This window comes from Pseudomonas entomophila, assembly GCF_029193575.1.
Lineage (GTDB): Bacteria > Pseudomonadota > Gammaproteobacteria > Pseudomonadales > Pseudomonadaceae > Aquipseudomonas > Aquipseudomonas entomophila_G.
The window spans coordinates 154,990-176,991 of record NZ_JARGCS010000036.1 but is presented as its reverse complement, the minus strand read 5'-3'; the positions used below and the strand labels follow the sequence as shown (position 1 = coordinate 176,991).

The 22,002-nt window shown below is 64.8% G+C and carries 17 protein-coding genes and 6 tRNA genes; 20 read left to right on the top strand and 3 right to left on the bottom strand.

The window, feature by feature from the left end:
* Positions 1-22: 22 nt before the first annotated feature.
* On the bottom strand, positions 23-1,078 hold the full coding sequence (locus tag P0Y43_RS17805) for an HlyD family secretion protein (protein ID WP_275638577.1): 1,056 nt from the start codon (positions 1,076-1,078) through the stop codon (positions 23-25).
* Between the two features lie 143 nt (positions 1,079-1,221).
* Between P0Y43_RS17805 and gltX the strand changes: the two genes are divergently transcribed.
* The 12 genes from gltX (at position 1,222) to P0Y43_RS17745 (ending at position 7,365) form a co-directional block, all read left to right on the top strand.
* Entirely contained in the window at positions 1,222-2,703 is a 1,482-nt protein-coding gene (gltX, locus tag P0Y43_RS17800; RefSeq protein WP_275638576.1) for a glutamate--tRNA ligase, read from the top strand.
* A gap of 278 nt (positions 2,704-2,981) precedes the next feature.
* A tRNA-Ala gene (locus P0Y43_RS17795) sits at positions 2,982-3,057 on the top strand.
* A 71-nt stretch (positions 3,058-3,128) separates the two neighbouring features.
* Positions 3,129-3,204 (top strand) — tRNA-Glu (locus P0Y43_RS17790).
* A gap of 53 nt (positions 3,205-3,257) precedes the next feature.
* A tRNA-Ala gene (locus P0Y43_RS17785) sits at positions 3,258-3,333 on the top strand.
* A gap of 43 nt (positions 3,334-3,376) precedes the next feature.
* Positions 3,377-3,452, top strand: a tRNA-Glu gene (locus P0Y43_RS17780).
* A gap of 68 nt (positions 3,453-3,520) precedes the next feature.
* Positions 3,521-3,596: transfer RNA gene (locus P0Y43_RS17775), tRNA-Ala, on the top strand.
* A 40-nt stretch (positions 3,597-3,636) separates the two neighbouring features.
* A tRNA-Glu gene (locus tag P0Y43_RS17770) sits at positions 3,637-3,712 on the top strand.
* A 169-nt stretch (positions 3,713-3,881) separates the two neighbouring features.
* The gene (locus P0Y43_RS17765; RefSeq protein ID WP_275638575.1) at positions 3,882-4,421 is read left to right on the top strand and encodes a TetR/AcrR family transcriptional regulator; all 540 of its coding nucleotides are present in this window, start codon (positions 3,882-3,884) and stop codon (positions 4,419-4,421) included.
* Between the two features lie 25 nt (positions 4,422-4,446).
* Positions 4,447-5,280: an alpha/beta fold hydrolase gene (locus tag P0Y43_RS17760; RefSeq protein ID WP_275638574.1), complete on the top strand. Its 834-nt coding sequence runs from the start codon at positions 4,447-4,449 to the stop codon at positions 5,278-5,280.
* Positions 5,281-5,323: 43 nt separating this feature from the next.
* Positions 5,324-5,758 (top strand): acyl-CoA thioesterase, encoded by a 435-nt coding sequence (locus P0Y43_RS17755; protein WP_275638573.1) that lies wholly within the window; start codon positions 5,324-5,326, stop codon positions 5,756-5,758.
* Between the two features lie 51 nt (positions 5,759-5,809).
* On the top strand, positions 5,810-6,772 hold the full coding sequence (locus tag P0Y43_RS17750) for a tRNA dihydrouridine synthase (RefSeq protein WP_275638572.1): 963 nt from the start codon (positions 5,810-5,812) through the stop codon (positions 6,770-6,772).
* 146 nt (positions 6,773-6,918) lie between these two features.
* Positions 6,919-7,365 carry an Hsp20 family protein gene (locus tag P0Y43_RS17745; RefSeq protein ID WP_275638571.1) on the top strand — a complete coding sequence of 149 codons (447 nt, stop codon included), beginning with the start codon at positions 6,919-6,921 and terminating at the stop codon, positions 7,363-7,365.
* A gap of 66 nt (positions 7,366-7,431) precedes the next feature.
* Here the strand turns inward: P0Y43_RS17745 and P0Y43_RS17740 are convergent, their stop codons facing one another.
* Both P0Y43_RS17740 and P0Y43_RS17735 read right to left on the bottom strand, forming a co-directional pair.
* The gene (locus P0Y43_RS17740) at positions 7,432-10,728 is read right to left on the bottom strand and encodes a PAS domain S-box protein (protein WP_275638570.1); all 3,297 of its coding nucleotides are present in this window, start codon (positions 10,726-10,728) and stop codon (positions 7,432-7,434) included.
* A gap of 62 nt (positions 10,729-10,790) precedes the next feature.
* Complete coding sequence (locus P0Y43_RS17735; protein WP_275638569.1) at positions 10,791-11,669, bottom strand: LysR family transcriptional regulator; 879 nt, start codon at positions 11,667-11,669, stop codon at positions 10,791-10,793.
* A gap of 131 nt (positions 11,670-11,800) precedes the next feature.
* Between P0Y43_RS17735 and leuC the strand changes: the two genes are divergently transcribed.
* From leuC to truA, 8 genes are all read left to right on the top strand, one after another.
* Positions 11,801-13,234 carry a 3-isopropylmalate dehydratase large subunit gene (gene leuC, locus P0Y43_RS17730; RefSeq protein WP_275638568.1) on the top strand — a complete coding sequence of 478 codons (1,434 nt, stop codon included), beginning with the start codon at positions 11,801-11,803 and terminating at the stop codon, positions 13,232-13,234.
* Positions 13,231-13,875 carry a 3-isopropylmalate dehydratase small subunit gene (gene leuD, locus P0Y43_RS17725; RefSeq protein WP_275638567.1) on the top strand — a complete coding sequence of 215 codons (645 nt, stop codon included), beginning with the start codon at positions 13,231-13,233 and terminating at the stop codon, positions 13,873-13,875. Before leuC ends, leuD begins: the two co-directional genes overlap by 4 nt.
* Before the next feature lie 89 nt (positions 13,876-13,964).
* On the top strand, positions 13,965-14,729 hold the full coding sequence (locus tag P0Y43_RS17720) for a class I SAM-dependent methyltransferase (protein ID WP_275638566.1): 765 nt from the start codon (positions 13,965-13,967) through the stop codon (positions 14,727-14,729).
* Positions 14,730-14,782: 53 nt separating this feature from the next.
* On the top strand, positions 14,783-15,865 hold the full coding sequence (leuB, locus tag P0Y43_RS17715) for a 3-isopropylmalate dehydrogenase (RefSeq protein WP_275638565.1): 1,083 nt from the start codon (positions 14,783-14,785) through the stop codon (positions 15,863-15,865).
* 63 nt (positions 15,866-15,928) lie between these two features.
* Positions 15,929-17,041 carry an aspartate-semialdehyde dehydrogenase gene (gene asd, locus P0Y43_RS17710; RefSeq protein WP_275638564.1) on the top strand — a complete coding sequence of 371 codons (1,113 nt, stop codon included), beginning with the start codon at positions 15,929-15,931 and terminating at the stop codon, positions 17,039-17,041.
* A 209-nt stretch (positions 17,042-17,250) separates the two neighbouring features.
* Positions 17,251-18,255 (top strand): aspartate-semialdehyde dehydrogenase, encoded by a 1,005-nt coding sequence (locus P0Y43_RS17705; RefSeq protein ID WP_275638563.1) that lies wholly within the window; start codon positions 17,251-17,253, stop codon positions 18,253-18,255.
* Between the two features lie 72 nt (positions 18,256-18,327).
* Entirely contained in the window at positions 18,328-21,021 is a 2,694-nt protein-coding gene (locus P0Y43_RS17700) for a FimV/HubP family polar landmark protein (RefSeq protein ID WP_275638562.1), read from the top strand.
* A 90-nt stretch (positions 21,022-21,111) separates the two neighbouring features.
* Entirely contained in the window at positions 21,112-21,966 is an 855-nt protein-coding gene (gene truA, locus P0Y43_RS17695; RefSeq protein WP_430540256.1) for a tRNA pseudouridine(38-40) synthase TruA, read from the top strand.
* The last annotated feature ends 36 nt before the right edge of the window (positions 21,967-22,002 follow it).

Genomic DNA, 22,002 nt, shown 5'->3' with positions numbered 1-22,002 from the left:
AGTGGTGGGGCGCAGCAGTTGATCACCGACCATCGTGGCGTTCGTCTTGCGCGCGCAAGTCCACCGTGGCGGTGACCGACATGCCCGGGCGGATGCGCCCATGCAGCGGGTTGTCGGCGGCGAAGGTCAGCTTGATCGGAATGCGTTGCACGACCTTGGTGAAATTGCCGGTGGCGTTGTCCGGCGGCAGCAGGCTGAACTGCGCACCGGAGGCGGCGAACAGGCTTTCGACGCGGCCTTCGATCGGTGTGTCGGGGTAGCTGTCGAAGGTCAGCTCGGCGCGCTGGCCGGGTTGCATGCGGCCGATCTGGGTTTCCTTGAAGTTGGCCTGCACCCAGATGTCCTCGTCGGGCACGATCGATAGCAGGTAGGCGCCGGCCTGCACCACCTGGCCGTTGCGTGCGCTGCGTTGGCCGATGGTGCCGCTGATCGGCGCGCGGATCTCGCAGCGGCTCAGGTTCAGCTCGGCCTGTGCCAGCTCGGCGCGAGCGTTTGCGATCTGCGCGTCGAGGCGCTTGAGCTCGGCATTCAGCGCGTCGACCTGCTGGCGCTGGCCTTGCAGGTCGGCCTGGGCCTTGTCGACCTGGGAGCGGGCCACGTGGTTTTCCGCTGACAGGGTGGTGACGTGCTCTTCGGAAACGAAGCCCGGTTTGCGCAAGGCCTGGGCGCGGTTCAGGTCCAGGCGCGAGCGGTCGAGGGTGGCCTGGTTGGCGGCGACCTGCGCGGCGCCTGCGGCGATCAGGCTGGCCTGTTGGGTCAGACGGCTCTGCGCCTGCACCCGCTCGGCCTCACGGGTGGCCAGGGCCGCGTGTGCGCGTTCGACCGCCAGCTGGAAGTCGGCGGCCTCCAGGCCCACCAGCAGCTCGCCCTGGGTCACGTGCTGGTTGTCCGCCACGTTGACCTGCTCGATGCGCGCGCTCAACTGGCTGGAGATGCGTGTGATCTCGCCTTGGACGTAGGCGTTGTCGGTGCTTTCGTAGAAGCGCCCCTTGAAGTACCAGTGGGCCATAAAGCCGAGGGCGGCCAGCACCACCAAGGTGAAAAAGACCAGCAGGCGACGTTTGAGTTGGGCAGGCATGAGGACTATCGTTCCAAAAGTGTAAGCAAATTTAACAACCCAAGCCCGCGGGGTCACAAGTGACGATCGCGCCATAGCTGGAGCCCGGTGCCTGCTCCCTGCTACCATCCCGCCTTTGTTTCATCTTTCGTCCGAGACTGTCCATGACCACCGTTCGCACGCGCATCGCGCCATCGCCCACTGGCGACCCCCATGTCGGTACCGCCTACATCGCCCTGTTCAACTACTGCTTTGCCAAGCAGCACGGTGGTGAGTTCATCTTGCGTATCGAAGATACCGACCAGCTGCGCTCCACGCGTGAGTCGGAGCAGCAGATCTTCGACGCCCTGCGCTGGCTCGGCATCGAATGGAACGAAGGTCCGGACGTCGGCGGCCCGCACGGCCCGTACCGGCAGAGTGAGCGTGGCGAGATCTACGCCCGGTACGCCAAGCAACTGGTCGACGCAGGCCACGCCTTCTACTGCTTCTGCACCGCCGAAGAGCTGGAGCAGATGCGCGCCGAGCAGATGGCTCGTGGCGAAACCCCGCGCTACGACGGCCGTGCCCTGAAGATGAGCGCCGAGGAAGTGCAGCGCCGCCTGGACGCCGGTGAGCCCCACGTGATCCGCATGAAGGTGCCGAGCGAAGGCATCTGCGTGGTGCCGGACATGCTGCGTGGCGACGTCGAGATCCCATGGGACCGCATGGACATGCAGGTCCTGATGAAGAACGACGGCCTGCCGACCTACTTCCTGGCCAACGTGGTAGACGACCACCTGATGGGCATCACCCACGTGCTGCGCGGCGAAGAGTGGCTGCCGTCGGCACCGAAGCTGATCAAGCTGTACGAGTACTTCGGCTGGGAGCAGCCGAAGTTGTGCTACATGCCGCTGCTGCGCAACCCGGACAAGAGCAAGCTGTCCAAGCGCAAGAACCCGACCTCGGTGACCTTCTACGAGCGCATGGGCTTCCTCCCAGAGGCGATGCTCAACTACCTGGGCCGCATGGGTTGGTCGATGCCCGATGAGCGCGAGAAGTTCTCCCTGGCCGAAATGGTCGAGCACTTCGACCTGTCGCGTATCTCCCTGGGCGGCCCGATCTTCGACATCGAGAAGCTGTCGTGGCTCAACGGCCAGTGGCTGCGCGACTTGCCGGTGGAAGAGTTCGCTGCGCGCGTGCAGAAGTGGGCGTTCAACAGCGACTACATGATGAAGATTGCCCCGCACGTGCAGGGGCGGGTCGAGACCTTCAGCCAGATCGCCCCGCTGGGCGGGTTCTTCTTCGAAGGTGGCCTGAAGCTCGATGCCAAACTGTTCGAGCACAAGAAACTGTCGCCTGAGCAGGTGCGCCAAGTGATGCAGTTGATCTTGTGGAAGCTCGAGAGCCTGCGTCAGTGGGAAAAAGAACGCATCACTGGCTGCATCCAGGCCGTGGTCGAGGCGCTGGAACTGAAGCTGCGTGACGCCATGCCGCTGATGTTCGCCGCCATCACCGGCCAGGCCAGTTCGGTGTCTGTGCTCGACGCCATGGAAATCCTCGGCCCCGACCTGACCCGCTTCCGCCTGCGCCAGGCCCTGGAACTGCTCGGCGGCGTGTCGAAGAAAGAAAACAAGGAATGGGAAAAGCTGCTGGCGACGGTTGCCTGAAAGCATCCCGATTCCTTGTAGGAGCGGGCTTGCCCCGCGATGGCGTCAGTAAATTCAGCGACGCAATCGCAGGGCAGTCCCGCGCCGACGAGGGTAAAGTGCCCAGAGGGCCGGGGTAGGGCGGTAAGTGATTGTTATCTGTGAAAAAAATTTTGAAATTTTTCACGAATTCGTTTGACAGCCCTGCAATCCGATTTTAATATGCGCCCCGTCCACAGCGATGAACGAAAATGAAACGCCAGGCACCCAGCCAGCGCTTCAGTTCAAAGCGACATTGTGGGGCTATAGCTCAGCTGGGAGAGCGCCTGCATGGCATGCAGGAGGTCAGCGGTTCGATCCCGCTTAGCTCCACCAAATTCCGCTTCAGGGCAAAGCCGTGAAGCAAGACCAGCTCCAGCGGCCGGGTCTTGAAGGTAAGAAGGTTCGTCCCCTTCGTCTAGTGGCCTAGGACACCGCCCTTTCACGGCGGTAACAGGGGTTCGAGTCCCCTAGGGGACGCCAGTATCACACAAGCGATGTTTCAGGATGTCGCTGGGCCGCGAGGCTAGAAATCCGGGGCTATAGCTCAGCTGGGAGAGCGCCTGCATGGCATGCAGGAGGTCAGCGGTTCGATCCCGCTTAGCTCCACCAATTTTGCCGCGGTTCGTGAAAGCGGACCGGCACGAAGGTCAACGTCCCCTTCGTCTAGTGGCCTAGGACACCGCCCTTTCACGGCGGTAACAGGGGTTCGAGTCCCCTAGGGGACGCCACTTCTTCCCGCGTTTTGCGGGGCTTGAAAGGCTCATTCGACTGTTGGATGAGCTTTTTGTTTTGTTACGGGGCTATAGCTCAGCTGGGAGAGCGCCTGCATGGCATGCAGGAGGTCAGCGGTTCGATCCCGCTTAGCTCCACCAATCGCCAGGGTTCGTGAAAACGGACCTGCACGAGGGTTACGTCCCCTTCGTCTAGTGGCCTAGGACACCGCCCTTTCACGGCGGTAACAGGGGTTCGAGTCCCCTAGGGGACGCCACTTTTACCCGTGTCTTGCGGGACTTCAAAGGCTCATTCGCATATTGAATGGGCCTTTTGTTTTTCTATCTTCCCCATTCTCCCAGCGCCTGCGACCAGTGGCAGTAAATTGTCCTTGCCATAAAATATTATAGGCATAATATTACATCCATCATATTCAGGGGCTGGCCATGAGCGACAAGAAGAGCAAGACCCGCGAGCGCATTCTCGAAGCCGCCCGTAGCGCGCTGATCCAGCAGGGGCCCGCCGATCCGAGCGTGGGCCAGGTGATGGCCGCAGCGGGGCTGACGGTGGGAGGGTTCTACGCCCATTTCGAGAGCAAGGACGAGCTTATGTTGGAGGCCTTTCGCCAGTTGCTCGCCGAGCGTCGCGCCTTGCTCTGCGAGGTCGACTCGGGCCTCGACGGGGAGGGGCGGCGCGCCCTGGTGGCGGCGTTCTACCTTTCGCGCAAGCACCGCGATGCCCAGGTGAAGGCCTGCCCGATCCCCAATTCCCTGAGTGAGATGCAGCGCCTGCCCGCCGCTTTTCGCGAGGTGCTGGCAGAGCACATCGAGCTGATGACCGCGCAGATGGTCGATTGTCCTGAGGACATCGACAAGGCCTTCGCCGACCTGGCCCTGATGATCGGTGGACTGGCGGTGGCTCGTGCCCTTGGTGACTGCGAGCTGTCCGACCGGATCCTGCGCGCCGCCAAATCGGCGGTGCTCTGAGCAACCTGAACCCTGGAGCAAGGCGATGACTACCCTGAGCTGGATTCGCGGCGTTAACGGCACCCTCGGCCACCTGGCCCCCGAACATGTCGCCGGCCGCATGCGCCGTGCTTTCATGACCCCGCGCACCTTGCCACCCAAGCCCTGGGAGTTGCCGCTGCTGGCCAAGGCCGAGCGCATCACCCTGCGCTTCGGCCTGTCGGCCTTGCGCTGGGGCAAGGGCCCGACCGTGTTGCTGATGCACGGCTGGGAAGGGCGGCCGACGCAGTTCGCCGCACTGATCGAGGCGTTGGTGCAGGCGGGCCATACGGTGGTGTCCCTGGAGGGGCCGGCTCATGGCCGATCCCCGGGCCACCAGGCGCACGTAGTGCTGTTTGCCCGCGCCTTGCTGGAGGCCGCCGCCGAGCTGCCGCCGTTGCGTGCGGTGATTGGTCACTCCATGGGTGGGGCCAGTGTGATGCTGGCGCTGCAGTGGGGCTTGCGCGCCGAGGCGGCAGTCAGCATCGCCGCCCCTGCACAACTGCTGGGGGTGCTGCGCGGTTTTGCCAAGCGCCTGGGCATGCCGGCGAGGGCGCGAGCGGCGTTCATTCGTCAGGTCGAGCGCGATGTCGGTGTACAGGTCGCCCGCCTGGATGTCAGTGGCTACCAGTTGGAGCTGCCGGGGCTGGTGGTGCATGCCAGCGACGATGCGCTGGTGCCGGCCAGCGAGGCGCAGATCATCCACAAGGCCTGGTTCGACAGCCGCCTGATGCTGCTGGAGGAGGGTGGCCACCAGCGCGTGCTGGCCGACCCGCAGGTCACCCAAGCGGTGCTCGAACTGCTGGCGCGCACGGCACAACCGGCGCGGCAAAGCGCCTGAGTATCCGTTACACTCTGCCCGATCACAGACAACGGGAGCGGGCATGAGCTGGGACCTGGCATCGCCATTCATCGTCGACCTGCGTGTCGGCACGGAAGACATCGACGGCCTCGGCCACGCCAACAACGCCGTCTACGTCACTTGGCTGGAGCGCTGTGCCTGGCGCCACTCCCAGCGCCTGGGGCTGGACCTGGCCGAATACCGGCGCCTGGACCGGGCGATGGCCGTGGTGCGCCACGAGATCGACTACCTCGCCGCCGCCTACGAGGATGACGAGTTGCAACTGGCGACCTGGATCATCGATTGGGACCAGCGCCTGCGCATGACCCGTCGCTTCCAATTGAAGCGCCCGCGCGACGGCGTGACCCTGCTGCGCGCGCAGACCACCTTCGCCTGTATCGAGCTGTCCAGTGGCAAGCCCAGGCGTATGCCGGTGGAGTTCCTCGACGGCTACGGTCCGGCGCTGATCGGTACCTGAGTGGTCAGGGATTTTTGCTAGACTGCCGCCTTTTTCCTCCGAGACCCTGAAATGCAAATTGCCCTGGCCCCGATGGAGGGGCTGGTCGACAACATCCTGCGCGACGTCCTTACCCGGGTGGGCGGCATCGACTGGTGCGTCACCGAGTTCATCCGCGTGTGTGACCGGCTGTTGCCGGCGTCGCAGTTCGACAAGCTGGCGCCGGAGTTGCGCCAGGGGGCGCGGACCGCGGCCGGGGTGCCGATGCGCGTGCAGTTGCTGGGCTCCGATCCCGTGTGCCTGGCGGAAAACGCCGTGCTCGCCTGCGAACTGGGCGCGCCGGTGATCGACTTGAACTTCGGCTGCCCAGCCAAGACAGTGAACAAGTCCCGTGGCGGCGCGGTGCTGCTCAAGGAGCCGGAGCTGCTGCACGCCATCGTGCGCGAGGTGCGTCGCGCAGTGCCGGCGCAGATTCCGGTGACCGCCAAGATGCGTCTGGGCTTCGACAGCCCAGACGGTGCCCTGGAGTGCGCCATGGCCCTGGCCGAAGGTGGCGCCGAGCACCTGGTGGTGCATGCCCGCACCAAGGTGGAGGGCTACAAGCCACCGGCGCATTGGGAGTGGGTGGCGCGGGTGCAGGAGGTGGTCAAGGTGCCGGTGTTCGCCAATGGCGAGATCTGGACCGTGGATGACTGGCGGCGCTGTCGTGAGGTCAGTGGCGCGCGGGATATCATGCTGGGCCGGGGGCTGGTGTCGCGACCCGACCTGGCGCTGCAGATCGCCGCAGCCCGTGAGGGGCGTGAATACCAGCCGCTGGGCTGGGATGACCTGTTGCCGCTGTTGCGCGAATTCTGGCGCCAAGCCCAGGACAAGCTGTCGCCGCGTTATGCGCCTGGGCGGATGAAGCAATGGCTGGCGATGTTGACGCGCAGTTACCCCGAGGCGGTGGCATTGTTCGCCGAGCTGCGGCGCGTGGATGAGTGTCAGCGGATCAGTGAGCTGCTGGGAGTGGTCCCCGAGGCCTGTGTCGCCTGACCCGCGGTGAGGCCAGTCACCGCGCCAACCCAAAAATTTTTTCATCCCCCCTTGAAACCGCTTTGCCCACCCCTATCTCTTGAGTACGCGATGCCGAAGTCGGGTCGCGTAGTGACTTACTTGCTGAATCTCAGGAGTTTATGACCATGACCACCGCTTTCTCTCTCGCACCTCTGTTCCGCCATTCCGTCGGCTTCGACCGCTTCAACGACCTGTTCGAATCCGCCGCCCGTAACGAGGCCGGTAGCAGCTACCCGCCCTACAACGTGGAAAAGCATGGCGATGACCAATACCGCATCGTGGTAGCCGCAGCCGGTTTCCAGGAGCAGGACCTGGACCTTCAAGTCGAGAAGGGTGTCCTGACCGTTACCGGCGGCAAACGCGACACTAGCGCCGCAGGCGGCGTCACCTACCTGCACCAGGGCATTGCCCAGCGCGCGTTCAAGCTGTCGTTCCGCCTGGCCGACCACATCGAGGTCAAGGCCGCAGGCCTGGCCAATGGCCTGCTGAGCATTGACCTGTTGCGCGTCGTGCCGGAAGAAGCCAAGGCCAAGCGCATCCCGATCAACGGCGACAAGCCAGCGCTGAACTGACCCTGGCGGTATGAGAAAGGGCACCTGCGGGTGCCCTTTCTGCGTTTGCAGGACACCGCGGCGGCTTCAATAATCCGCTGGCGCCTCCAGCAGCATCTGGCGAAACTCCGGCAACGGCAGCGGTCGGCTGTGCAGGTACCCTTGGTACAGGTGGCACCCCAGTCGTTCGAGAAACTCCAGCTGTTCGGTCAGCTCGACCCCTTCGGCGATTACCGCCAGCTCCAGGCTGCGCGCCATGGCCACGATGGCGCGGACGATCTCGGCATCGTTCGGGTCCACCGGCGCGTCGCGCACGAAGGTCTGGTCGATCTTCAGCGCATCCACCGGCAGGCGCTTGAGGTAGGTCAGCGACGAATAGCCCGTGCCGAAGTCGTCCATGGCGAAGCTCACGCCGTATCGCTTGAGTTCGCGCATCTTGCTGATGGTGTCTTCCAGGTTCTGGATGACGATGCCTTCGGTAATTTCCAGCTTGAGCATGCGCCGTGGCAGGCGGTAGTCGTCAAGGCTGCGAAGCACCCGCTCGACGAAGTCGTTCTGCCGGAACTGCCGGGGGCTGATATTCACGCACAGGCTGAACTCGTCGGCGCATATCAGCCCGTCCTCCAGCATGCGCGCGCAGGCGTCGCAGGCTTCGTCGAGGATCCAGCTACCAACTTCGAGGATCAAGCCACTTTCCTCCAGCACTTGGATGAATTGCGAGGGCGGTTGCTGACCCAGTTGCGGGTGGTGCCAGCGCAGCAGCACCTCGGCGCCGACGATGCGGTTGTCGCGGGCATCGACCTGGGGCTGGAAGTGCAGGGCCAACTCGCCCCGGGCCAGGGCCAGGCGCAGGTCGTTTTCCATGCGCAAGCGCTCACTGGCGGCCTTTTGCATGGTGGTGTGGAACAGTTGCGTGGTGTTGCGCCCGGAGTCCTTGGCCCGGTACAGGGCGATGTCGGCGCGCTTGAGCAGGTCGGCGGGGGTGGCGCCATGGTCGGGAATCAGCGCTACGCCGATACTCGGCGTCACTTGCAGGCGCTGGCCATCCAGCGACATCGGCTCTGCCAGCAGTTCGCGCAGGGTGTCGGCCAACTCGCGGACTTTGCCCTCGACCTCTTCGCGGCTGCCCTCCAGGCCGCTGAGCAGCACCACGAACTCGTCGCCCCCCAGGCGCGCCACGGTGTCTTCCAGGCGCACGCTGGCCTCCAGGCGCGCGGTGATGATCTTCAGCACCGTGTCGCCCACCGGGTGACCGAGCGAGTCGTTGATGTGCTTGAAATGGTCCAGGTCGAGGAACAGCAATGCGCCGCGCAGGTTATGGCGTTTGAGCAGGGCGATCTGCTGGCTCAGGCGGTCCATCAACAGTGCGCGGTTGGGCAGGTTTGTCAGCGGGTCGTGGTAGGCCAGGTGGCGGATCTGCGCCTGGGCGTTCTTCAGTTGGCTGACGTCGCGGGCGGTGAGCAGCAGGCAGTCGGTCTCGTTGAGGCTGATTGGCTCCACCGACACCTCGACGGTGAGGATGTCGCCGCGCTTGTTGCGCCCGAGCATCTCCCGGTGGTGCACCCGTCCACGCTCCTTGAGCTCGGTGAGCAGGGCGCTGCGCTGCTTGTCGTCGGCCCAGATGCCGATCTCGAAGACGCTGTGCCCGACTACCTCGGCAGCACTGTAGCCGGTCAGGCGGCAGAACCCGTCGTTGACCTCCAGGTAGCGGCCGGTCTGGCGTTCGGTGATGGTGATGGCGTCGGGGCTGGAATGGAAGGCCTTGGCGAACTTCTCCTCGCTGGCCTTGAGCGCCGCCTCGGCGCGCTGCTGCTGGGTGATGTCGCGCAGGGTGGTGACGCTGCAGGGCTGGTTGTCGACACTGATCAGGCGGCTGGAGATCACGCACGTCAAGGGGGTGCCATTGCGATGGTTGACCACCACCGCCACGTTGCTCAAGGCCTGCTCGCGGATCACGCGTTCGATGCGCAGGGCGCGGTCTGAGGACTCGGCCCACAAGCCGATCTGCTCGGCGGTGCGGCCGATCACCTGGTCGGCGTTCCAGCCGAAGGTCTGAGTAAAGGCCGGGTTGACCTCGATGAACTGGCCGTTGTCCTGGCGGGTGACGCAGATCGGATCGGGGCTGACCTGGAACAGGCTGGCAAACTTCTCTTCCGAGGCGGTCAGGCGCTGTTCGCGCTCGACCTGGTCGGTGATGTCCAGCAGCGTGCCGGCCATGCGCAGTGGGTTGCCCTGGTCGTCACGGTACAACCGCGCGCGGCTTTCGATATAGCGCGAGGCGCCGTTATCCAGCTGGATGCGGTAGGTGATCTGGTAATTGCCCGCCGGGCCTTCGCGCAAGCTGCGGTAGGCCTGGCGCATCACGCTGCGTTCCTGCTCCGGCACGCCCTCGAAGAACGCCTCGAAGGATTCGTGGAACGGCACCGGGTCCAGGCCGTGCAATTGCGCGGCGCGGGCCGAGCCGTAGAGCATGCCGCTGGGGATGTGCCAATCCCAGGTACCCAGCTGCGCCGAGTCCAGGGCCAGGTCGAGGCGCTCCTGGCTGTCCTTGAGCGCTTGTTCGGCACGCTTGCGCTCGGTGGTGTCGACGAAGGTGCTGATCAGGTAGGTGATGCCCTCCAGCTCGATACCCTGGGTGCAGAGGATGCCGTCATGGACCTTGCCGGTGCTGGCACGGAACTGCACTTCCATGATCAGTGGGCCGCTGTTGCCGGTAGTCGCCTCCAGTACTTGATGGCGCTGCTCGGGGTTGACCCACAGGCCCAGTTCCACGCTGGTCTTGCCCACCACCTGGCTGCCGGGCCAGCCGAACATGTCCTCGAAGTGCTGGTTGACCTCGAAGATCAGGCCGTCGTGGCGGCGGGTCAGCAGAATGGCATTGGGGCTGAGGTGGAAGAGGGTGGCGAAACGTTTCTCGGAGTTGATCAGCGCGGTTTCGCGCTCACGCTGGCGAGTGATTTCGCGGATCACCCCGATCATCTGGGGGCGGCCATGACGGTCGTGGGTCAGGCTGCCGTTGATCTCCAGCCAGTGCAGACTGCCGTCTGGCCAGCGGATGCGATGGCGCATGGCCTGTTCCACGGGTTCGCCACTCACTACGGCCTGGAACAGTTGGCGAGTGCGGGCGCGGTCCTCCTCGGGCAGCAAATCGAGGTAATCGATGTCGGCGGGCAGTGGGCGCTGGGGGTCGAAGCCGAACAGCGCCTGGGTGCCGCGTGACCAGCTGACGCGACCAGTTTCGATGTCCCACAACCACGCGCCCAGGCGCGCGCCGTTGAGCGCGGCCAGCAACTGCGGGGCGTTCTGCCAGGCCTGCTCCGACTCCTGGGGATCGACCGCAGGAATACGCGGCAGGCGCGGAAAGCGGTTTGCTGATTTGGGCATCGGTACCAGACCTTTGGCGGATGAAGCGTCCTTGAATAGAGATATGCCGTGCTGACGACCGGTTAAACGGACCCTGCGTGGCTGTCGAGCAATGCCATGAAGGCCCTTGCCGCGTTCGATAGCGTTCGTTCCGTATGCAGAATGTAGCCTAGCTGGCGCGACAGCTGTATGCCGGGCAAGGCGATGGGTGCAACCTGTTCATCGAGCATAGTACGTGGCAGCACACTCCACGCCAGGCCGATGGAGACCATCATCTTGATGGTCTCCAGGTAGTTGGTGCTCATGGCGATGTTCGGCGTCAGGCCCTGGCTCTCGAACAGGCGCTGGACGATGTGGTGGGTGAAGGTGTTGCCACCGGGGAACACCGCCGGGTGGCGCGCCACGTCGGCCAGGTTGACCTCGCTATCACGCGCCAGCGGGTGTTCCGGTGCGGCCACGAAGTCCAGGGCGTCGTCCCACACCGGGATCGCCCGAATGAGGTGGTGCGGCTCAGGGGCCAGGGTAATCACGGCAATTTCCGCTCGACCATGGAGAATTTCATCGTAGGCCGCTTCTGAGTCGAGGAACTGAATATCCAGCGCCACGGCAGGGTACTGACGGGTGAACGCCCGTAATAACGGGGGCAGACGGTGCAGGCCAATGTGGTGGCTGGTGGCCAGGGTCAAGCGACCTGTCACCTCGCCAGTCAGATTGGTCAGTGCGCGTCGGGTATCCTCCAGCACATTGAGAATCTGGTATGCCCGTGGCAACAGTGCGCGCCCGGCTTCGGTCAGGGTCACCTCGCGCCCCAAGCGATCGAACAAGCGCACGTCGAGTTGCTGCTCGAGCCCGGCGATGCGCTTGCTGATGGCCGGTTGGGTCAGGTGCAGGCGTTCGCCAGCGCCGGAGAAGCTGCCGGTTTCGGCAATCGCGATGAAGGCGCTGAGGTTGGCCAGGTCCAAGGGGCTCGATTCCTATTGGTTATTCAAAGCATGAAAATTATGAATTTGAGTTATTCAATCTAACGCCCTAGCATCGCCCGTACAAGCCAAGGGGTTATTGGCATAGAAAGACGCTGATGAGGAACAGTCTGATGGCTGGCAAAACGCTCTACGACAAACTCTGGGATGCGCATGAGGTCAAGCGCCGCGACGACGGCTCTTCCCTGATCTACATCGACCGCCACATCATCCACGAAGTGACCTCGCCGCAGGCCTTCGAGGGCCTTCGCCTGGCCAACCGCCAGCCATGGCGCATCGATGCCAACATCGCCACGCCCGACCACAACGTGCCGACCACGCCGGAGCGCAAGGGCGGCATCGAGGCCATCGTCGACCAGGTGTCGCGCCTGCAGGTGCAGACCCTCGACGAGAACTGTGACGAATATGGCATCGTCGAATTCAAGATGAACGACGAGCGCCAGGGCATCGTCCACGTCATCAGCCCCGAGCAGGGCGCCACCCTGCCGGGCATGACCGTGGTCTGCGGCGACTCGCACACCTCCACCCATGGCGCCTTCGGCGCGCTGGCCCATGGCATCGGCACGTCCGAAGTCGAGCACGTGCTCGCCACCCAGTGCCTGGTGGCCAAGAAGATGAAGAACATGCTGGTGCGCGTCGAAGGCCAACTGCCGGCCGGCGTCACCGCCAAGGACATCGTCCTGGCCGTGATCGGCAAGATCGGCACCGCCGGTGGCAACGGCCACGCCATGGAGTTTGCGGGCAGCGCCATCCGTGAACTGTCGATGGAAGGCCGCATGACCATCTGCAACATGTCCATCGAGGCTGGTGCCCGCGTTGGCCTGGTGGCGGTCGACGCCACCACCGTCGCCTATGTCGAAGGCCGCCCCTACGCACCGAAGGGCGAGCAGTGGCCGCTGGCGGTCGAGGCTTGGCAGGGCCTGGTGTCCGACGCGGACGCGGTGTTCGACACCGTGGTCGAGCTGGATGCCGCGCAGATCAAGCCGCAGGTCAGCTGGGGCACCTCCCCGGAAATGGTCCTCGCGGTCGATCAGCGCGTGCCGGACCCGGCCGCCGAGGCCGACCTGATCAAGCGTGGCTCCATCGAGCGCGCCCTCAAGTACATGGGCCTGACCGCCAACCAGGCGATCACCGACATCAAGCTCGACCGCGTGTTCATCGGTTCGTGCACCAACTCGCGCATCGAAGACCTGCGCGCCGCCGCCGAGATCGCCAAGGGTCGCAAGGTCGCCGCCAACGTCAAGCAGGCGCTGGTGGTGCCGGGTTCGGGCCTGGTCAAGGCCCAGGCCGAGCGCGAAGGCCTGGACAAGATCTTCCTGGAAGCCGGTTTCGAGTGGCGTGAACCGGGTTGCTCCATGTGCCTGGCGATGAACCCGGACCGCCTGGAGAGCGGTGAGCACTGCGCGTCCACCTCCAACCGCAACTTCGAGGGCCGCCAGGGCGCCGGTGGTCGTACCCACCTGGTCAGCCCGGCCATGGCCGCCGCTGCGGCGGTTACCGGCCACTTCATCGATGTCCGCGAGTTGATCCAAGGGAGCGCAGCATGAAAGCCTTCACCCAGCATACCGGCCTGGTCGCGCCATTGGATCGCGCCAACGTCGACACCGACCAGATCATCCCCAAGCAGTTTCTCAAGTCGATCAAGCGCACCGGCTTCGGTCCGAACCTGTTCGACGAGTGGCGCTACCTGGATGTCGGTCAGCCCTACCAGGACAACAGCAAGCGCCCGCTGAACCAGGAGTTCGTGCTCAACCACGCACGCTACCAGGGTGCCAGCGTATTGTTGGCGCGCGAGAACTTCGGCTGTGGCTCGAGCCGCGAGCACGCCCCCTGGGCCCTGGACGAGTACGGCTTCCGCAGTGTCATCGCGCCGAGCTTTGCCGACATCTTCTTCAACAACAGCTTCAAGAACGGTTTGCTGCCGATCATCCTCAGCGATGAAGAAGTCGATGAGCTGTTCAAGCAGGTCGAGGCCAACCCGGGCTACCAGCTGACCATCGACCTGCAGGCGCAGGCGGTGACCCGCCCGGATGGCAAGGTGCTGCACTTCGAGATCGACGCCTTCCGCAAGCACTGCCTGCTCAATGGGCTGGACGATATCGGCCTGACCCTGCAGGACGCCGATGCGATCAAGGCCTTCGAAGGCAAGCACCGCGCCAGCCAGCCATGGCTGTTCCGCGATGCCTGAGTGGCATGACGGTTAACACCGTCGCTGTAGCCGCGGGCTCGCCCCGCGGTACGGCCGGTAAACCCAGTGAAGGACTCAAGGAAACCCGCATGACCAACACCGCCCACACCGATGTGGTCCAGCGCCAGTTCGGCGAACAGGCCAATGCCTACCTGAGCAGTGCCGTGCACGCGCAGGGCCGCGAATTCGCCCTGCTGCAGGCCGAACTCGCCGGGCACGGCGAAGCCCGCGTGCTGGACCTGGGCTGCGGTGCCGGCCATGTCAGTTTCCATGTCGCCCCGCTGGTTGCCGAGGTGGTCGCCTACGACCTGTCGCAATCGATGCTCGAGGTGGTCGCCGCGGCAGCCACCGAGCGTGGCCTGGGCAACATTGCCACCGAACGAGGCGCCGCCGAGCGCCTGCCGTTCGCCGACGCCAGCTTCGACTTCGTCTTCAGCCGCTATTCGGCACACCACTGGAGCGACCTGGGCCTGGCCCTGCGCGAAGTGCGCCGGGTGCTGAAGCCGGGCGGGGTGGCGGCGTTCGTCGACGTCATGTCCCCCGGCAGCCCACTGCTCGACACCTACCTGCAAAGCGTCGAGGTGCTGCGCGACACCAGCCACGTGCGCGACTACTCCGTTGCCGAATGGCAGCGCCATGTCAGCGAGGCCGGCCTGCACGTGCGTAGCCACAGCCGCCAGCGCCTGCGCCTGGAGTGGCAGTCGTGGGTCGAGCGCATGCGCACGCCGGAGCCGCTGCGGGTGGCCATTCGCCAATTGCAGCAGGCGATGGGCGAGGAAGTGCGGCAGTATTACCAGATCGAAGCCGACGGCTCGTTCAGCACCGATGTCCTGGTGCTCTGGGCCGAACGCTAGTTATTTTCGGCGCGACCAGTTGGGCCGCGCCGCTTGAATGGATAGAGGAAAGCATGAGCAAGCAGATTCTGATTCTTCCAGGTGATGGCATTGGCCCGGAAATCATGGCCGAGGCGGTGAAGGTCCTGGAGCTGGCCAACGACAAGTTCCAGCTTGGTTTCACCTTGGCCCACGACGTGATCGGTGGCGCGGCCATCGACCAGCACGGCGTGCCGCTGGCCGACGAGACCCTGGAACGCGCGCGCAAGGCCGATGCCGTGCTGCTCGGTGCGGTCGGTGGCCCGAAATGGGACAAGATCGAGCGTGACATCCGCCCGGAGCGCGGCTTGCTGAAGATCCGTTCGCAACTGGGCCTGTTCGCCAACCTGCGCCCGGCGATCCTCTACCCGCAACTGGCTGATGCTTCGTCGCTCAAGCCCGAGATCGTCTCCGGCCTGGATATCCTCATCGTTCGTGAGCTGACCGGCGGCATCTACTTCGGCGCGCCCCGCGGCCAGCGTGAACTGGAAGGTGGCGAGCGCCAGGCCTACGACACCCTGCCATACAGCGAAAGTGAAGTGCGCCGCATCGCCCGTGTCGGTTTCGACATGGCCCGCGTGCGCGGCAAGAAACTGTGCTCGGTGGACAAGGCCAACGTCCTGGCTTCCAGCCAGCTGTGGCGCGAAGTGGTCGAGGAAGTCGCCAAGGACTACCCGGACGTTGAGCTGAGCCACATGTACGTCGACAACGCCGCCATGCAGTTGGTGCGTGCGCCCAAGCAGTTCGACGTGGTGGTTACCGACAACATGTTCGGCGACATCCTGTCGGATGAAGCTTCCATGCTGACCGGTTCCATCGGCATGCTGCCTTCGGCCTCCCTGGATGCCGACAACAAGGGTATGTACGAACCCTGCCACGGCTCGGCGCCGGACATCGCCGGCAAGGGCATCGCCAACCCGCTGGCGACCATCCTCTCGGTGTCGATGATGCTGCGTTACAGCTTCAACCAGCAGGTCGCGGCCGACGCGATCGAGAAGGCTGTCAGCCTGGTGCTGGACCAGGGCCTGCGTACCGGCGACATCTGGTCGGACGGTTGCAGCAAGGTGGGTACGCAGGAAATGGGCGACGCAGTAGTCGCAGCGCTGCGGAATCTGTAATCTCTCTGGCCCGCCGTCGTTCCCCTTCGATGGCGGCCCACTTTTAGCAAAGGTGTAGTTGCGATGAAACGTGTAGGTCTGATCGGTTGGCGCGGTATGGTCGGTTCCGTGCTCATGCAGCGGATGCTGGAGGAGCAGGATTTCGACCTCATCGAACCGGTGTTCTTCACCACCTCCAATGTGGGTGGCCAGGGCCCGAACGTGGGCAAGGATATTGCTCCGCTCAAGGACGCTTATTCGATTGAAGAGCTCAAGACCCTCGACGTGATCCTGACCTGCCAGGGCGGCGACTACACCAACGAGGTCTTCCCCAAGCTGCGCGAAGCCGGCTGGCAGGGGTACTGGATCGACGCCGCCTCGTCCCTGCGCATGCAGGATGACGCGGTGATCATCCTCGACCCGGTCAACCGCAAGGTCATCGACCAGCAGTTGGACGCGGGCACCAAGAACTACATCGGCGGCAACTGCACCGTCAGCCTGATGCTGATGGGCCTGGGCGGCTTGTTCGAAGCTGGCCTGGTCGAGTGGATGAGCGCCATGACCTACCAGGCGGCCTCTGGCGCTGGCGCGCAGAACATGCGTGAACTGATCAAGCAGATGGGCGGCATCCACGCGGCGGTGGCTGACGAGCTGGCCAACCCGGCGAGCGCGATCCTCGACATCGACCGCAAAGTCGCCGAGACCATGCGGGGCGAAGCCTTCCCAACCGAGAACTTTGGTGTGCCGCTGGCCGGCAGCCTGATCCCGTGGATCGACAAGGAACTGCCGAACGGCCAAAGCCGTGAGGAATGGAAGGCCCAGGCCGAGACCAACAAGATTCTCGGCCGCTTCAAGAGCCCGATCCCGGTCGATGGCATCTGCGTGCGCATCGGCGCCATGCGTTGCCACAGCCAGGCGCTGACCATCAAGCTGAACAAGGATGTGCCGCTGGCCGACATCGAAGGCATGATCAGCCAGCACAACCCGTGGGTGAAACTGGTGCCTAACCAGCGCGAGATCAGCATGCAGGAGCTGACCCCGACCAAGGTCACCGGCACGCTGAACATCCCGGTTGGCCGTCTGCGCAAGCTGAACATGGGTTCCCAGTACCTGGGCGCCTTCACGGTCGGCGACCAACTGCTGTGGGGCGCCGCCGAGCCGCTGCGCCGCATGCTGCGGATCCTGCTGGAGCGTTGATCGCCTCGCAGTGCCCGAAAACCCGCGTCCTCACCGGCGCGGGTTTTTTGTTTGTGCCGGCCCTGTCGCGGGGTATAGGTTCGTCGCCGCTCTCAAAATCAACGGTGCCCCTGTAGGGGCGGTAATCACAACGCAACCCCAACGGGTATGCCCCAACCCACAATCCAAGTAAAGTGCCGCTCCCGCCGTACCCGCAGAGGACTCACCCCATGACCCACCCCCTAGACATCGCCGTCATCGGCGCCACCGGCAGCGTCGGTGAAACCCTCGTGCAGATCCTCGAAGAACTGGACTTCCCGGTCGCCACCCTGCACTTGCTGGCCAGCATGGAGTCGGCGGGCAGTAGCGTGATGTTCGCCGGTAAGAAGGTGCGCGTGCGCGAAGTCGACAGTTTCGACTTCAGCCAGGCCAAGCTGGCCTTCTTCGCCGCTGGGCCTGCGGTCAGCCGCAGTTTCGCGGCCAAGGCGCAACAGGCGGGGTGCACGGTCATCGACCTGTCGGGCGGTCTTGACGACGCCCTGGCGGTGGTCCCCGAAGCCAACCCCGAGCGGATCGCTGGCCTGGCCTGGCCCGCCCGCGTGGCAAGCCCCAGCAGCGCCGCGGTGGCCCTGGCCGTGGCCTTGGCACCCTTGAAGGGTCTGCTGGACATCGAGCGCGTGCAGGTGATGGCCTCGTTGGCGGTGTCGGCCCAGGGCCGCGAAGCGGTCAACGAGCTGGCGCGTCAGACCGCTGAGCTGCTTAACGCCCGGCCCCTGGAGCCGCGCTTCTTCGACCGCCAAGTGGCGTTCAACCTGTTGGCGCAGGTCGGTGCCACCGACGAGCAGGGCCATGCGCCGCTGGAGCGACGCTTGGTCAGCGAGCTGCGTGTGCTGCTGGGCCTGCCCGCGTTGAAGATTTCCGTGACCTGCGTTCAAGTCCCGGTGTTTTTCGGCGATAGCTTCAGTGTGGCGGTGCAGAGCCATCGTCCGGTCGACCTGGAGGCCGTCAACCAGGTGCTGGAGGCGGCCGAGGGTATCGAACTGGTCGAGCGTGACGATTATCCGACCCCGGTGGGTGACGCAGTGGGGCAAGACGTGGTCTATGTTGGTCGTGTACGTCATGGCGTCGATGAGGACCAGCAGCTCAACCTCTGGCTGACCACCGACAATGTGCGCAAGGGGGCGGCGCTAAACGCCGTGCAGGTGGCGCAATTGTTGATTAAACACATGGCGTAAAAGATACTGGCCAGCAATTTTGTCCTACACCGTCGGCTGGTTTTTGGGACGATTCACACAAGGGAAGAGTTCATGCTTCGAATTCGCAAACTGGTTCTGGCCATCGCGGCGGCGTCAGCGCTGTCGTCCGGCATGGCGAATGCGTTGGGGTTGGGAGAGCTGACCCTCAAGTCGGCGCAGAACCAGCCGCTGGATGCCGAGATCGAGCTGCTCGATGTGCGCGACCTCACCGCCGCCGAAGTGGCGCCGAGCCTGGCGCCGCCCGAGGAGTTCGCCAAGGCGGGCGTGGCCTTGCCCACGTACCTGGAAGACCTGACCTTCACGCCGGTGATCAACCCCAACGGCCGTAGCGTGCTGCGGGTAACCTCGAGCAAGCCGCTGCCGGAGCCGATGGTCAAGTTCCTGGTGCAGGTGATGTGGCCCCAGGGGCGCCTGCTGCGTGACTACAACGTCGCCCTTGACAGGCCGCAGCCTGCCGCGGGCCAGCCCTCGCCATCGGCCATCAGCCCGGCGGTCAGCGGTGGCAACTACACCACCAAGCGCCGTGACACCTTGTGGCAGATCGCTGCGCGCAACAGCCATGGCGGCTCGATCCAGCAGACCATGCTGGCGATCCAGGCATTGAACCCCGATGCCTTCATCGGCAACAACATCAACCAACTCAAGACCGGGCAGGTCCTGCGTCTGCCCGACCAGCAGCAGATCCAGAGCATTCCCCAGGGCGAGGCGGTGCGTGAAGTGGCCGACCAGTATGCGGCGTGGCGTGAAGGGCGGCGTTTGGGGCCGCGCGCTCGGCAGTTGGACGCCACCCGGCGCGGCGCCGCCGAGGCCGCGCCTGCGCGCATCGCCCAGGGCGACAACCTGCGCCTGGTGGCGCCCGGTGACGCTGCTGGGGCGAACAATGCCAAGGCACTGAACGACAAGTTGGCCGTGGCCCAGGAAAGCCTCGACACCAGCCGTCGCGACAATGCGGAGCTCAAGAGCCGAATGGCTGACCTGCAGAGTCAATTGGACAAGCTGCAGCGCCTGATCGAGCTGAAAAATGATCAGTTGGCCCGCCTCGAAGCACAGGGCGCCACTGAACAAACCCCGCCGGCCGCCGCACTGCCGGGCGAACCGGCACCGGCCCAGCCTGCGGTCAACGCCCAGTTGACGCCAGCGGAGCCTGTGGTCACGCCTGCTCCGGCGGCCACCGACACCGCACCGCAACCGGAGCCAGCCAGCGAGGCGACAGCGGGCGCCCCCGCGCAGAGCCCGCTCGACGAGTTGCTCGGCAACCCGTTGTTGCTGGGCCTGGTGGCGGGTTCGGCGTTCCTCGTGCTGTTGTTGTTGCTGTTGCTCCTGGCGCGCAAGCGCAAGGCGCAGCAGGAAGCCGAGAAGCACCTGCGCATGGCCCGCGCGCTGGCCGAGGAGGGCGAGCGCGCCCCGGACCTCGACCTGCCGCCTGGTAGCTTCGACAGCCTGGACGTATCGGCGCCCAGCGTGACCCTGTCGCCTGCCGTGGTAGCCGCCTCGGCGGCAGCAGCGGTCGCCGCTGAGAAGCCTGCCGCGCCAGCCCCCGTCGCCGAGGTCGACACCACGGCCAGCCTGCTGGCCGAAGTCGAAGAAAGCCTGGCCAAGGGCCGCCTGAACCATGCCGCCAACCTGCTGGAGCCGGCAGTCGCTGCCGACCCGCAGCGTAGCGACCTGCGCCTGAAGCTGATGGAGGTGTACGCACGCCAGGGCGACCATCACGCCTTCGTTGAGCAGGAGCGCCAACTGACGGCTTCGCCTCGGAACGAGGCCGAGGTCGAGGCTCTCAAACAGCGCTTCCCGGCCATGCTTGGCGTTGCCGCTGCGGGCCTCGGCGCCGCAGCGCTGGCCGCCGAGCTGGACGAGCAGTACGTGCAGGAGCTGCTGAGCGAGCAGGAGGCCGCGCCGGTCACCGAGCCGGCACTGGAGACCGCACCTGAGCCCGAGCTGGTTGCCGAAGCCGAGTTGCCTGCGGTGTTCGAGGCGGAACCTGAGACTGAAATCGCCGAAGCTCCCATCGCCGAGGACGATCTCGACAGCGCCTTCGATCTGAGCCTGGATGACGACCTGCCGCTGGACGATCACCTCGACCCACCGATGCTCGATGCCGATCAATTGACCGAGCCGCAGGCCCCGCTTCAGGGCGCAGCCGAGCCAGTGGTCGCCAGCACCGCCGACAGCGACGCAGACGCCGATTTCGAGGCCCTGCTGGCACAGGCCCAAGTCGAGTCCGAACCCGAGCCGCAAAGCTTGGATGACCTGGCCGACTTCGACTTGGACGTGGGCGAGCCAGAGACGCCCGCGCCAGCTGAGGAAGCCCCAGTGGACGTGATGGCCGAGCTGGCTGCTTTCGACGAAATACCCGAGTTCGACCCGATTTCCGAGTTGGAATTGCCGGATGATTTCGACCTGTCGCTGTCGCTGGACGACGAATCGCCCGCCGCGAAGAACTTCGCCTCGGAGCTGAGCGACGTCAACGCCGAGCTCGACAAGCTGTCGCAGAGCCTGGAAACCCCATCGCTGGAGCCGCAGTTCACTGCCGCTGATGCAGCCCTGGAGCCCGAGGCGCTGGACGACCTGGACTTCGACTTCTTCTCCGGTACCGACGAGGTGGCGACCAAGCTCGACCTGGCCCGCGCCTACATCGACATGGGCGACCACCAGGGCGCCCGCGACATTCTCGATGAAGTGGTCAAGGACGGTGACGACACCCAGCGCCAGGAAGCCGAGGACATGCTGTCTCGGCTGGTCTGACCGGCGATGATGTGAGCGCAACGGCAGCCCCAGGGCTGCCGTTGTCGTTATAATGCCGGCCTTTTCGTTCCATCCACAGGTTTGGCTTTCTTGGACATCAACGACATCGAGGCCGCCGAGGCGGCCGCCGAAGGCTATTCGCGCATCGCCCTGGGCGTGGAGTACAAAGGTTCTCGCTACCGCGGCTGGCAGCGCCAGGCCAGTGGCGTGCCGAGCGTCCAGCAGGCGCTGGAGCAGGCACTGTCGAAAGTCGCCGACTCGCCGGTGAGCGTGGTCTGCGCCGGGCGCACCGACGCTGGCGTGCACGGCTGCGGCCAGGTGGTGCACTTCGACACCCGCGCTGTGCGCGACGAGCGCGCCTGGACCCTGGGCACCAACTTCAATCTACCCCACGACATCAGCGTGGCCTGGGCCAAGCCGATGCCAGCGCATTTCCATGCGCGCTTCAAGGCTACCGCCCGCCGCTACCGCTATGTCATCTACAACGACCCGATCCGCCCGGCGCACCTGGCCGAGGAAGTGACCTGGAACCACCGGCCGCTGGATGTCGGCCTGATGGCCGCGGCTGCCCAGTACCTCCTGGGCACCCATGACTTCAGCGCCTTCCGCGCCAGCCAGTGCCAGGCCAAGTCACCGATCAAGCACATTCACCATCTGCGCGTCACCCGCCATGGCAGGATGATCGTGCTGGATGTGCGCGCCACGGCGTTCCTGCACCACATGGTGCGCAACATCGCTGGCGTGCTGATGACCATTGGCGCCGGCGAGCGCCCGGTGGAGTGGGCCCGTGAGGTGCTCGAGGGGCGCAATCGCCGCGAGGGCGGGGTGACCGCGCACCCCTACGGCCTTTACCTGGTGCAGGTGGAGTACCCGGAAGAGTTCGTGTTGCCGCAGCGTTACATCGGTCCACATTTTCTTACCGGCTTCGACGCGCTGCTCGACTGACGGGTGAAACGTCATTTGCTAACATCGGGCCTTTCA

Bases quoted from the DNA above. Each gene is read 5' to 3' on its own strand.
- P0Y43_RS17805 (WP_275638577.1), bottom strand. From the start codon at position 1,078: ATGCCTGCCCAACTCAAACGTCGCCTGCTGGTCTTTTTCACCTTGGTG.
- gltX (WP_275638576.1), top strand. From the start codon at position 1,222: ATGACCACCGTTCGCACGCGCATCGCGCCATCGCCCACTGGCGACCCC.
- P0Y43_RS17765 (WP_275638575.1), top strand. From the start codon at position 3,882: ATGAGCGACAAGAAGAGCAAGACCCGCGAGCGCATTCTCGAAGCCGCC.
- P0Y43_RS17760 (WP_275638574.1), top strand. From the start codon at position 4,447: ATGACTACCCTGAGCTGGATTCGCGGCGTTAACGGCACCCTCGGCCAC.
- P0Y43_RS17755 (WP_275638573.1), top strand. From the start codon at position 5,324: ATGAGCTGGGACCTGGCATCGCCATTCATCGTCGACCTGCGTGTCGGC.
- P0Y43_RS17750 (WP_275638572.1), top strand. From the start codon at position 5,810: ATGCAAATTGCCCTGGCCCCGATGGAGGGGCTGGTCGACAACATCCTG.
- P0Y43_RS17745 (WP_275638571.1), top strand. From the start codon at position 6,919: ATGACCACCGCTTTCTCTCTCGCACCTCTGTTCCGCCATTCCGTCGGC.
- P0Y43_RS17740 (WP_275638570.1), bottom strand. From the start codon at position 10,728: ATGCCCAAATCAGCAAACCGCTTTCCGCGCCTGCCGCGTATTCCTGCG.
- leuC (WP_275638568.1), top strand. From the start codon at position 11,801: ATGGCTGGCAAAACGCTCTACGACAAACTCTGGGATGCGCATGAGGTC.
- leuD (WP_275638567.1), top strand. From the start codon at position 13,231: ATGAAAGCCTTCACCCAGCATACCGGCCTGGTCGCGCCATTGGATCGC.
- P0Y43_RS17720 (WP_275638566.1), top strand. From the start codon at position 13,965: ATGACCAACACCGCCCACACCGATGTGGTCCAGCGCCAGTTCGGCGAA.
- leuB (WP_275638565.1), top strand. From the start codon at position 14,783: ATGAGCAAGCAGATTCTGATTCTTCCAGGTGATGGCATTGGCCCGGAA.
- asd (WP_275638564.1), top strand. From the start codon at position 15,929: ATGAAACGTGTAGGTCTGATCGGTTGGCGCGGTATGGTCGGTTCCGTG.
- P0Y43_RS17705 (WP_275638563.1), top strand. From the start codon at position 17,251: ATGACCCACCCCCTAGACATCGCCGTCATCGGCGCCACCGGCAGCGTC.
- P0Y43_RS17700 (WP_275638562.1), top strand. From the start codon at position 18,328: ATGCTTCGAATTCGCAAACTGGTTCTGGCCATCGCGGCGGCGTCAGCG.